The sequence below is a fragment of the Cutibacterium sp. LaCa_89 genome, assembly GCF_058177555.1.
The window spans coordinates 1,990,466-2,000,483 of sequence record NZ_CP190889.1 but is presented as its reverse complement, the minus strand read 5'-3'; the positions used below and the strand labels follow the sequence as shown (position 1 = coordinate 2,000,483).

The 10,018-nt window shown below is 64.0% G+C and carries 10 protein-coding genes and 1 pseudogene; 5 read left to right on the top strand and 6 right to left on the bottom strand.

Going from position 1 to position 10,018, the window contains the following annotated elements:
- From ACP8LP_RS09180 to trmB, 3 genes are read right to left on the bottom strand one after another with little or no spacing between them, the layout of a single operon-like run.
- Positions 1-621, bottom strand: coding sequence for a class I SAM-dependent methyltransferase (locus tag ACP8LP_RS09180; RefSeq protein ID WP_252908204.1), 621 nt, complete (start codon positions 619-621; stop codon positions 1-3).
- On the bottom strand, positions 621-1,457 hold the full coding sequence (gene truA, locus ACP8LP_RS09175) for a tRNA pseudouridine(38-40) synthase TruA (RefSeq protein WP_023033156.1): 837 nt from the start codon (positions 1,455-1,457) through the stop codon (positions 621-623). The genes ACP8LP_RS09180 and truA overlap by 1 nt, the downstream gene beginning before the upstream one ends.
- Positions 1,454-2,278 carry a tRNA (guanosine(46)-N7)-methyltransferase TrmB gene (gene trmB / locus ACP8LP_RS09170; RefSeq protein WP_016666062.1) on the bottom strand — a complete coding sequence of 275 codons (825 nt, stop codon included), beginning with the start codon at positions 2,276-2,278 and terminating at the stop codon, positions 1,454-1,456. Before trmB ends, truA begins: the two co-directional genes overlap by 4 nt.
- Positions 2,279-2,530: 252 nt before the next feature.
- Between trmB and ACP8LP_RS09165 the strand changes: the two genes are divergently transcribed.
- Complete coding sequence (locus ACP8LP_RS09165; RefSeq protein ID WP_187117005.1) at positions 2,531-2,824, top strand: DUF1540 domain-containing protein; 294 nt, start codon at positions 2,531-2,533, stop codon at positions 2,822-2,824.
- Between the two features lie 115 nt (positions 2,825-2,939).
- On the opposite strand, the gene ACP8LP_RS09160 is transcribed toward ACP8LP_RS09165, so the two are convergent.
- Both ACP8LP_RS09160 and ACP8LP_RS09155 read right to left on the bottom strand, forming a co-directional pair.
- The gene (locus ACP8LP_RS09160; RefSeq protein ID WP_063279435.1) at positions 2,940-3,836 is read right to left on the bottom strand and encodes a hypothetical protein; all 897 of its coding nucleotides are present in this window, start codon (positions 3,834-3,836) and stop codon (positions 2,940-2,942) included.
- 234 nt (positions 3,837-4,070) lie between these two features.
- Positions 4,071-5,005: pseudogene (locus ACP8LP_RS09155) on the bottom strand (hypothetical protein).
- Between the two features lie 482 nt (positions 5,006-5,487).
- Here ACP8LP_RS09155 and rplM point away from each other — a divergent pair.
- The 4 genes from rplM (at position 5,488) to ACP8LP_RS09135 (ending at position 8,909) form a co-directional block, all read left to right on the top strand.
- Positions 5,488-5,931, top strand: a complete 444-nt coding sequence (gene rplM / locus ACP8LP_RS09150) for a 50S ribosomal protein L13 (protein ID WP_279187056.1) — start codon at positions 5,488-5,490, stop codon at positions 5,929-5,931.
- A gap of 22 nt (positions 5,932-5,953) precedes the next feature.
- Positions 5,954-6,475, top strand: coding sequence for a 30S ribosomal protein S9 (rpsI, locus tag ACP8LP_RS09145; RefSeq protein WP_021107832.1), 522 nt, complete (start codon positions 5,954-5,956; stop codon positions 6,473-6,475).
- A 303-nt stretch (positions 6,476-6,778) separates the two neighbouring features.
- Positions 6,779-8,131, top strand: a complete 1,353-nt coding sequence (gene glmM, locus ACP8LP_RS09140) for a phosphoglucosamine mutase (protein WP_036975471.1) — start codon at positions 6,779-6,781, stop codon at positions 8,129-8,131.
- 109 nt (positions 8,132-8,240) lie between these two features.
- Positions 8,241-8,909, top strand: a complete 669-nt coding sequence (locus ACP8LP_RS09135; protein WP_252906083.1) for a hypothetical protein — start codon at positions 8,241-8,243, stop codon at positions 8,907-8,909.
- 37 nt (positions 8,910-8,946) lie between these two features.
- Here ACP8LP_RS09135 and coaA read toward each other — a convergent pair whose 3' ends face one another.
- Positions 8,947-9,930, bottom strand: a complete 984-nt coding sequence (coaA, locus tag ACP8LP_RS09130) for a type I pantothenate kinase (protein WP_036976191.1) — start codon at positions 9,928-9,930, stop codon at positions 8,947-8,949.
- Positions 9,931-10,018: the final 88 nt, after the last annotated feature.

Sequence of the window (10,018 nt, the reverse complement as noted above, 5' to 3'; positions counted from 1 at the left end):
TTAGGCGTTGACGTCGATGACCCGGAAACCCTTTGCGGAGGCTACCCGGGCAGCGTCGAAACCTTGGTCGCACAGCCAGCGGGTGAGGGAGTCCGCACCGAGGTTCTTTCCGACGACGAGGTGCGCTACTCCCTCGTCGGTCAGCCGTGACAGCCAGGTCGTCAGCATCTCGTGCAGGATCGGCTTGCCGACGCGGATCGGCGGGTTGGACCAGATCTCGTCGAAGCGCAGGTCCGAATCGACCTCCTCGGGACGGCAGGCGTGGACACGGTCGCCGATCCCGAGGGCCTTGGCGTTGCGAGTGGTGAGGTCGATGGCGAGGTCGTTGACGTCCACGGCGACGACCTTTGAGCCGCGGCAGGCCCGCGCTAAGGCACAGGCGATGGGTCCATACCCGCAACCCAGGTCGAGGAAGGTGCCGTCGGAGGGCGGGGGAGTGACCTCGCGCATGAGGACGGCGGTTCCCGGGTCGAGGCGTGCGCCGGAGAACACTCCACCGGCGGTCGTCATCATCATGGAGTCGTCCCAGACGTTGACGGTGATGGTGCGGGTCTGCACCGGCCCCTCGGGGGTCGTGAAGTAATGGCTGGGCGCGTGGTCATCGCGGCGGGATCGGCTCATCAGTCCTCCCAACAGGTGTCGCAGAGTTCGTCGTGGCTTCGACGGGAACGCGCTTGGGCGGCACGCTCGGCAAGGTCTTCGTCGGCTGGGTAGCCGACCTCTTCCAGGGTGAGTCCGCAAGCTGGCATGACGAGCACCGACGACGCCCGCGACGTGCTGGCGGCGACCTCGTCGAGCCAGTGCTGGTCGCGGCGGCCGGAGGCGACGGCCGTCAGAGCTCCGATGAGGGACCTCACCATGGAGTGGCAGAAGGCGTCGGCCCGGACGGTCACCTCGATGGTCCCGCACGGGTCTTCGAGACGTTCGGCGTGGCAGTCCAAGAGAGTGCGGATGGTTGTCGCGCCCTCGCGGTACTTGCAGAAGGCGGCGAAATCGTGCAGCCCGAGAAGGGAATCGCCGGCCGTATTGAGGCGGTCAAGATCGAGGTGCCCTCGTACGGATGCCACGTGGAATCGCGTCAGCGGATCGGGTCGGGAGGACTCGTCCCACAGCCGGTAGACGTAACGACGCCACAAGGCCGAGAAGCGGGCGTCGAACTCGCCGGGAACAGGGCGGATAGACCTGACGACGACGTCGGAATCGAGGACCCGCGCCAACCGGCGCAGCATCGAGGAGGTGTCGATGCCGTCGGGAAGATCGACGTGGGCCACCTGACCGCGGGCATGGACTCCGGCGTCAGTTCGCCCAGCCACCGTCAGTGGGGTTGGCTCGCCGAGCCGGAGCACCCGGGGAATCCATGTCTCCAGCTCTCCCTGAACGGTGCGACGACCCGGCTGTGCCGCCCACCCCGAGAAATTCGCCCCGTCGTAGGCGATGTCCAGACGCCAGCGGGTCATGACTCGTCCACACGACGCCAGGTCAGGTCGTGGACGGTTCGCCCAGCCGCGAGCCCCTTCTTCTCGTAGCGGGTTACCGGGCGTTCGTCCCAGCGTGGGCTGAAACCGTTAGGGCCCGCATTGACCGGCTCGAGCAGTGGCTCGGCCGACAGCACCTCGACCATCCAGGTCGCGTAGTCGTCCCAGTCGGTGGCAAGACGCCACAACCCTCCCGGGCGTAGTCGTGACGCCACCAGGCGGGCCATGTCGGGGTTGACGATGCGGCGCTTGTGGTGACGCTTCTTGTGCCAGGGGTCAGCGAAGAAAGTCCAGATCTCGTCGACCTGACCGGGATCGACGAGGTGGTCCAGACCAGCGGCGGCGTCAGCGAGAATGATGCGAGCGTTCGTTGCGCCAGCGACATGGAGCTTGTTGAGAGCGCTGGCGGCCGAGGGCAGATACACCTCGAACCCGATGAAGTCCCGCTCGGGATGGGCTGCCGCGAGGGTGGCCAGGACGTCGCCGGATCCGGTTCCGATCTCGAGGGTGAGTGGGGCGACGCGTCCGAAAATCGTCGGCAGGTCGAGTCGGGCGTCAGGCGCGACGGACGTGCTGGTGGTGTCACGAGGAACGTCGATCATGTACGTGCTGGCCAGGGTGTCCATGGCGCGTTGCTGGGAGACGTTCATGCGGGGGGACCGGCGGACGAAGGAGACGACGCCGCGTCGTGCGCGGTCACCCGAGCGATGTGCGCCAGCTGAGTGGTCGTCGGAGTACTCCGCGGTATTGGGCAGCGGGGTAGGGGAGTCGCACCCGGAGGCGGTGTCGAGGTCGTCGGTCATGGGCACACATGCTAGGCGATTGCGCCGACAGCAGGTGCGGATGAATTTGCGAAGGTCTGTGTTTTGGAATTTCCAACGTTGTGGAAAGCATGAATATCTGAATGTTCAGCGCATCAAAAGATAAACAGTCAATTCGCTAATTCGAGACGTGTTCTTCCTTGTCAGATGCGACTCTGAGATGAGGCTTACCTTGCTTGTGAACGCTGTTTTGAGTGTCTAGCATTGGCAGTGTCAGACACGCGGTGGTCATTTATGAAAGGTTTCGACATGTCTACCGCAACTCCCGTTGTTTCCTGCAACCGCACCGCTTGTGCCTTCAATGATTCCGGCTGTACCGCCTTCGCAGTGACGGTCGGTGGAACCGCCGGAAAGCCCACCTGCGCAACCGTTGCTCACCTTGACGCTCGCGCCGGCCTTTCCTCGGCTGACGGGCGCGTTGGTGCCTGCCATCGCATCGAGTGCATCCACAACGACAAGCTTCTGTGCACCGCCAAGGAGGTCACCATCAGTGACGCTGCGGCTTGCACGGCATACCAAGCGCGCTGAGTCAGGCGTAGGCGTCTTGCCTGTTGAAGGGGTGATGCCCTCGCAACTGACCGCCGTGGTTCAGGCGTGGGCCCCCTCGGGGGAGAGGAGGCCCACGCTGTCCCGGTTCCGGCTGTCAGACACGCGTAGGGCGTACCGGACCCGAGTTCAGGGGGAGCTGGGCCACGGCGGCCTCGAGCTCAGGGAGGGACGATGCCTCCTGGTCTAGAGGAATGAACACCGCACCCGTTTGATCGGGGTTGACGTACATGAGCGTCAGCCCGGTGCGATCAATGTCCGCGCAGAACACCCGTCCCACGGTGTGAGGACATGCGTGGTGGGTGGCGCGCGACCAGCAATTGCAGCCCGGCAGTTTTTCCTGTCTCACCGCGTCGCACAGCTGCGACAGGTGGAAGTCGCCAAGGGAGGCGACGACGTCGAGGGCTGAGAGCTCGTCGTTGATTGATGGGAAGACCTCGTCATTCGGCAAATCGGCGATGAGGGTGGGGATATCGATCTCTGCACTTCCCAGGGCGTCGTGCAGGATGGCCTGACGCGGGTCAATGAGGCCGATGAGGCCATCGTCGAATTCGGTGATCATCGAGACTTCGCTCGGCAACACGTCAGTTGCCAGCAGATGATCGATCTGGTCGGCACTCAGCCAGGTCATGGTTCCGAGAATGTGGAGGGTCGCTGCCAGCAGCCGGATTGCCGGTTCTGGGGAATCCTTGGAAATCTCCAGGCGAACGTCGGTCGATAGGCCGGCGGGAATCTGGCAGAGTGCCTGGGCTGGCTGGGGGCGCAGGGCGACGATGAATCGTCCTGATGCCGTGACTCCGTGAGCCTGTAGATCGCACGTCCACTCATCGAGGTTTCCGTCGGCCGAGGTCATCGCGTGGGCGACCATCGTGGCCATGCCGGCGCCGCCGAGTATGCGTCGGGCGAGTGAAGAACTGCGTTGTGACAAGGTCGATGCGATGCGGGTCTTCGGGTCCGGGGCCATGCCGTCGTTGGTGTTGCCGTGGGCAGTCATTGTCACATCCCTCCTCTTAGGCGAGCCTAATCTAACATGATGAAGCCGTGGGGGATAGGACGGGGTCGGATTGCTGAAAGGTCCCGTGGCGATACCGATAAGCAAAGGGGCTCGTGCCACCTGGAGGGGCAGCAACATTCGGTCTTATCGGTAATTCCACGAGCCGGGCAGCATGAGTGGCCGCGGTAGGGGGCAGGGTCTCGGTGCAGTGGCTCTCGGTGAGAAAAGCGAGTGTCAGGCGGGAACGATGCCAGCCATGGTCTGGCGCAGGATGTGTTCGGGAAACGTCGTCCGGGGACGGTGTCGCCGGTGAAGGTGGGAGGCAAGCCAATCCAGCACGAACTGTGGATGTTGCCGAATCATGGTCGGAGTGGTGTGGAGGATCTTCCATCCGGAGCGATCAAGGTTCGCTGAACGCATCATCGTGTTCTCGTAACCGTCAATCGTTCCGTGGATCGCTCGACCGCGACCTTCTCGGCCTCGAAGGCCTTGTCGAGGATGTATCGACGGTCTCCGGCTCGCACGGCCTGATTTGGTTTCACGCCGGTGATGCCGACAGCTCGCATCAGCCGTCCGAATTCCAGTTCCGGAATTGACCAGGATTTGAGGTTGATGTCGGCGAGGGCGGAACTGATCTGGTGTCGGCTGAATCGCCAGGACAAACTGGATCGCGAGGCTCGACACGACTCCGGGCTCACCAACCCCTGCCGGAGTGCTTCGCAGACCCACGCCCAGTCCCCGTCGAGTGCCAGGAGGAGCACTGACACCTCGGGCTCCACGACCCACATGCCATATTTCTCCGTCACGTACCGACGGGGGACTCGCCATCGGTGAACACGGATCCCCTCCCGTTCAATTGAACGGGTACGTGAATAGGCCTCGACCTCCTTCACGGCATCGAGGTTGTGGAGGTGCTGGCCAGGTGGTTTCAACCCCTGCATGACAAGGGCGGCCTTGCCGATGAGCACGGCGTCCCGGTGCCACATGTGCACCGCTTTGATCCGCACCCTCGGGTCACTCGCAACTGATGTCGGGGACACAACGCCGGGAAGTATCCGCACCGCCTTTCCGGCAGCCACCGCTCGGTCTGCTTGCCCTCGCAGGTGACTGAATCGATGGATACGGGCCACCCCGCCATTCGCACGCCATTCGAAATCGAGTTCGTTCATACCCTCAGTTGTCGTCTGAGGCTCCGAAATCCGTCATCCACTGTGAAATCTGTGGACAACTGGATGGGAGCGCTCCAAGGCTGCTGTGGATAACTTTTGATGGGTGCTTCTCGCTGCTGTCACAGGTGACAGTCGGGCGGCGACCTCACGATATGGCCTCGCGGTCAGGAGCGGGGAGGGGCATGGGACCGGGGCTGAATGCACCTGGTGTCCCGAGGTTTTGGGCACGGTCGTCGCGTCGGCCGTGCCACCTCTGATTTGAACCCAAGCCTGCAGTCCGTGTATGTTTCCGCTGTTGCCTTCGAGCAAACGGGAGTTGGCCGCCGCGGTCACTCCGTCTGTCCGACACAGCGATGTCGTGATGCGGTTCCGGTCTCCGGTGTGTCACGCCGTCGAGTGGAGGAATTGCCCGCAGAGCACCACCACGTTGCAAGATCCCTGTGCGTAACTTCACGCATGGGACCGAGTTCGAGAAGGTACCTGTGACCACCTACAGCCCCAAGGCCGGCGAGGTACAGCGCAATTGGCACGTCATCGACGCCGAGGACATCATCCTGGGTCGTCTGGCCACCACCGCTGCCAACCTCCTGCGCGGCAAGCACAAGCCGCAGTACGCACCCCACATCGACACCGGTGACTTCGTCGTCGTCATCAACGCCTCCAAGATTGCGTTGACCGGCAAGAAGGCCACTGACTCGCTGCGTTACGACCACTCCGGTCGCCCGGGTGGTCTGCGCGTAACCAGCATCGGCGAGTTGCTCGAGAAGGACCCGCGCCGCGCTGTTGAGCGTGCGGTGTGGGGCATGATGCCCAAGAACAAGCTGTCGCGTCAGCAGCTCAAGAAGCTGAAGGTCTACGGCGGCCCTGAGCACCCGCACGCTGCGCAGAACCCGCAGCTTTACGAGATCACCCAGATCGCCCAGTGATCGCCCACGAAGGATTGTGACAGTGACTGACACCGCAACCGAGAACCTCGAGAACACCGAGGTCACCCCGTTCACCGAGGGCGACCGTGAGATCGCCTACCGCACCGACTCTACCCCGACCGTGGCCGCTGGCGACTCCAATCGCCCCGCCATGATCGCCCCCGGTGCTGCCACCGGCCGCCGCAAGGAGGCCATCGCCCGCGTCCGCATCGTCCCCGGCTCCGGCCAGTGGAAGATCAACGGCCGCACCCTGGAGGACTACTTCCCGAACAAGGTCCACCAGCAGATCGTGACCGAGCCCTTCACCACCGCTGGCGTTGAGGGTGCCTACGACGTCATCGCCCGCATCGGCGGTGGCGGCATTACCGGCCAGGCGGGTGCGCTGCGTCTGGGTATCGCCCGCGCGCTCAACAACGTTGACGCCGAGGCCTCCCGCCCGGCACTCAAGAAGGCCGGCATGCTGACCCGTGACGCCCGCGTCAAGGAACGCAAGAAGGCTGGACTCAAGAAGGCCCGCAAGGCCCCGCAGTACTCGAAGCGCTGATCTGGTCCTTTCCTGGAACTCGGGGCGGCCTTCCCACGGTGGAGGGCCGCCCCGAGGCGTTTCTCGGCTCACTTTCGGTTGTAGAAGAGAGACGGTTTCTGTAACGCGCGTGGTTTGCCCGGGAAATCGCCAGCTCGCTGTCATCTCTCGTAGCAGCACCCGAGGTGCTCATCGGTAACTCCACGGGTGATCTGAAAACCCCTCGAAGACACTCCCGACGCCAGTTATCGAATCAGCCCGATCCCGGTGGGCTCAGCGGGTAATTCGTTCACTTGGTGTGAGCGGTGGGTAGAGTGGCACTTCGTGGCACGACTTTTTGGAACTGACGGAGTGCGCGGTGTGGCCAACCAGGACCTCACCGCCGAACTGGCCCTCGACCTCTCGGTTGCGGCCGCCCACGTCCTGGGTGAGGCTGGCGCCTTCGGGCACCGCCAACCCACCGCGTTGGTGGCACGTGACCCTCGCGCCTCGGGCGAGTTCCTTGAGGCGGCCGTATGCGCCGGTTTGGCAAGTGCAGGTGTTGACGTCCTGCGCGTGGGCGTCATCCCGACTCCGGCCGCGGCCTACCTCGTCAACGAGTACCGCACCGACCTCGGCGTCATGCTGTCGGCCTCTCACAACCCGATGCCTGACAACGGCATCAAGTTCTTCTCCCGCGGCGGTGTGAAGCTCCCCGACGACCTTGAGGACGCCATCGAACAGCGCATGGGGGAGCCGTGGGCCCGACCCGTCGGCGACAAGGTTGGACGCATCCGTTACACCCCGCAGGCCGTCGACACCTACGTCGACCACTTGGTGCGTTCCCTGAGACAGCAGGACACCCTCAAGGGTCTGAAGATCGTCCTCGACACCGCCAACGGTGCCTCTTACTACACCGCCTCGGCCGCCTTCAAGGCCCAGAGAGCGGAGGTCGTCGCGATCCACGACCAGCCTGACGGCCTCAACATCAACGAGCGCTGCGGTTCCACTCACCCGGAGAAGTTGCAGGCCAAGGTCGTCGAGGTCGGGGCCGATATGGGCCTGGCCTTCGACGGCGATGCCGACCGCTGCTTGGCCGTCGACCACGAGGGCAACATCATCGATGGCGACCACATCATCGCCATCCTTGCCCTGGCTCTGCAGGAGGATCATCGCTTGGCCTCCAACACCGTTGTCGCGACGATCATGAGCAACCTCGGCCTCATCCTGGCGATGCGTGAGCACGACATTCACGTCGACCAGACCAAGGTCGGTGACCGCTACGTCCTCGAGTCGATGAATGCGAACGGGTTCTCGCTCGGCGGCGAGCAGTCCGGTCACGTCATCATGAGCAAGTTCGCCACCACTGGTGACGGCGTCCTCACTGGTCTGCATCTGGCAGCCCGCGTCGCCCGCACCGGCAAGACCCTCAAGGAGCTCGCCTCGGTGATGACTCGTCTGCCGCAGGCCCTCGTCAACGTGCGCGGGGTCGACAAGCTGCGTGCCGGTATCGACCCTGACGTCAACAAGGCGGTTGCCGATGCCAACCAGAAACTCGGTGACACCGGGCGCGTCGTGCTGCGCCCGTCGGGCACCGAGCCGGTCGTGCGCGTCATGGTCGAGGCCGCCACCCAGGAGGAGGCTGACCAGATCTGCGCCGAGCTGGCCGAGACCGTCAAGAGCTGCCTGGCTCTGTGAGGCTCTGATTATGGCGTTGTTCCGTCGCCGCCCTGATGCCGACCTACCCGGTCTGGACGTTGGGGCGGCGAGTCGGTTGCGTGGCATGGTCGAGGAGTCTTTGTCGGCCATGGGAATCGACGCGAGGGTCGAGGGTGATCATGCCGTTACCTCTGTTGGTGACATCCCTCTGGTCCCCATGGTCGACGAGCTCGACGGTCATGATCGCCGGGACTGGCAGCTGGTCGTCGACGAGCTCGTCACCCGCATGGTGCGCTCCCTCCTCGACGGGGCGACCCGTCTGACCGACGCCACCCTCGCTGGCCACGTCGTCGTGAGGATCCTGGGAGACCGGGAGCGAGCCGGACGCAGTTTCGACTACGCGCGTCCCCTGGTGTCCACCGCGACGGGGTCTCCGATCCCGGGACTCGTCGTCGCCCTGGCGTGGCTGAACGACGAGGTCGAGCTTCTCAACGACGCGGCTCTGGTTGAGATTGACGATCTGGACGCCGCTTACCGTCGCGGCTCGGAGAGGTTGGCGACCGTCTTGGCCGACGGTCTCGACGTCGCCCGTGAGGGGAATGTCGTCACCGTCAAGGGGTCGTCCTGGCTGGTGTCCTCTTGGCCCCTCGTGCCGGGGTTGGGGCAGCCCATCGTCGATGAGGTGGGAAATGATGTCCTCGTCGGGATTGAGTCCCCGGACAAGGTCTTCGTGTCGGCGATTGGCCACGCACACGAGCTGGATTGTGCCTTGTCGCCGTCACGAGTCGCAGACCCCTTTGCTTGGCGCATCGGCTGAACAGTCGTTCCGGTGGACCGTGGCCACGCGGTATTGCTCAGACCTTCCGAATCCACACGTTGCGGACCTCGTGGTCGGGGCCCTTGTGGAGGATCGCGGTGGCGCGTCCGCGGGTGGGCAGCACGTTCTGCACCAGGTTCGGGCCGTTGATGGTGTTCCAGATCTCCGTGGCCACGGAGATGGCCTCGTCGTCGGGCATGCGTGCGTAGTCGCCGAAGAAGGAATCCGGATCGGTGAATGCGGTCTGACGTAGGGTCAGGAACCTGTTGATGTACCACCGAATGATGTCGGTTTCCTCGGCGTCGACGTACACCGAGAAGTCGAAGAAGTCGCTCAGCGCCAGCCCCATCGTCCCGCTGCTGCGGCGACGTGGTGGTTGCAGGACGTTGAGGCCCTCGATGATGAGGACGTCTGGCTGGCGGACGACGAGCTGCTGGCCAGGGACGATGTCATAGGTGACATGGGAGTACACCGGGGCAGTGACCTCGGGCATCCCGGACTTCACGTCGACGACGAATTTCAGCAGCGCCTTGCGGTCGTAGGACTCCGGGAACCCCTTTCGCGACAGCAAACCACGCTCTTCGAGAATCTTGTTGGGGTAGAGGAACCCGTCGGTCGTCACCAGATCGACGACCGGGCGACGGGGGGAGCGCCCCATCAATTCCTGCAGCAGACGGGCCACGGTCGACTTGCCTACCGCAACCGACCCGGCGATCCCGATGATGAACGGGGTACGTCGCATGCCATGGCGGGTGAGCTGCAGGAAGTTGTAGGAGGCGTCGAAAAGGGCGCCGGTGTGCATGCAGTACAGATGGATGAGCTGAGTCAGCGGCCGGTACACCTCGACGACGTCACGGTGGCTCGTGGGGTCGCCAAGACCACGGATGCGATCCAGGGTGGCCTCATCAATGTCGATCTCGGTGGAATCAGCAAGGGCGGCCCAGGACTCCCGCGACAACTCGATGAACGGACCGGGTTCGGTGTTGTCGTCGTCTGCGGGGGCGGGCGGGGTGAGATTCACGGTGGACACCTCATCGTGGCTGTACATGACGTCGAATGACTGTACTCATCGGAGGGCACCCTGCACAGCCGAATGCGCTGACGGCGCA

Coding starts and splice junctions, on each gene's coding strand:
- ACP8LP_RS09180 (WP_252908204.1), bottom strand. CDS start 621: ATGAGCCGATCCCGCCGCGATGACCACGCGCCCAGCCATTACTTCACG.
- ACP8LP_RS09135 (WP_252906083.1), top strand. CDS start 8,241: ATGGGAATCGACGCGAGGGTCGAGGGTGATCATGCCGTTACCTCTGTT.
- ACP8LP_RS09165 (WP_187117005.1), top strand. CDS start 2,531: ATGAAAGGTTTCGACATGTCTACCGCAACTCCCGTTGTTTCCTGCAAC.
- trmB (WP_016666062.1), bottom strand. CDS start 2,278: ATGACCGACGACCTCGACACCGCCTCCGGGTGCGACTCCCCTACCCCG.
- truA (WP_023033156.1), bottom strand. CDS start 1,457: ATGACCCGCTGGCGTCTGGACATCGCCTACGACGGGGCGAATTTCTCG.
- ACP8LP_RS09160 (WP_063279435.1), bottom strand. CDS start 3,836: ATGACTGCCCACGGCAACACCAACGACGGCATGGCCCCGGACCCGAAG.